Raw genomic sequence first — 839 nt, forward strand, 5'->3', positions numbered from 1 at the left:
GGTGCAGCTTTCATTCAAAGCCACAAAAGGCAGAGACATATTTTACATATCAAATATGTCCCTATCTATGATTTTATTGACTTTAACCTCTACAACCTAAATATAATTTCATGAGTGTGCAACTTAGGGTATCGTTGATAGTAAATAACCATCAAAAAAGAGCCTGTGTTAAATTGTTTCCTTTCAATTGAGTTTTCTTATACCGTCTAAGTATTAAACGCAATCTTCAAGATAAAAATAAATGAAGAAATTATAAAGGAGATACCATAAAGTTGAACACAGAATTCTTAGATTTACTGGCTCATAATTATGATAGTGAAGAAAAAGTGGTAACTGAGATTATTAATCTTGAAGCCATCCTCAATCTTCCAAAGGGGACTGAGCATTTTGTCAGTGATTTACACGGGGAGTATCATGCTTTTCAACATGTGCTAAGAAATGGTTCGGGTAGAGTAAAAGAGAAAATTAAAGACCTTTTTCAAGATGAACTATCTGATACAGAACTTAATGAATTTGCGACATTAGTTTATTATCCTGAAGAAAAATTAAAGTTAATTAGAGATAAGTGTGGCAATAAACAAGAATTACACCAATGGTACAAAGAAACCATTGACCATATGATTAAGCTCATTTCCTATGCCTCTTCTAAATATACACGCACAAAATTACGTAAAGCATTGCCTGAACAGTTTGTTTATATTATAGAAGAGCTACTATACAAAACGGATGAATCCACAAATAAGAAACAATATTATACAAAAATTGTTCAGCAAATTATTTCTCTTGGTCAGGCAGATAAGCTCATTACAGGTCTGGCTTATACGACTCAGAGGTTGGTA

1 protein-coding gene is annotated in these 839 nt (G+C 32.4%); it reads left to right on the forward strand.

Annotated elements, in window-relative coordinates:
- Positions 1-272 precede the first annotated feature (272 nt).
- The coding region (locus V7659_RS00205; RefSeq protein WP_335537392.1) for a fructose-bisphosphatase class III at positions 273-839 on the forward strand (567 nt) is incomplete at its 3' end.

It is taken from the genome of Neobacillus drentensis, assembly GCF_036966985.1.
Classification (GTDB): Bacteria; Bacillota; Bacilli; order Bacillales; family Cytobacillaceae; genus Neobacillus; species Neobacillus drentensis_E.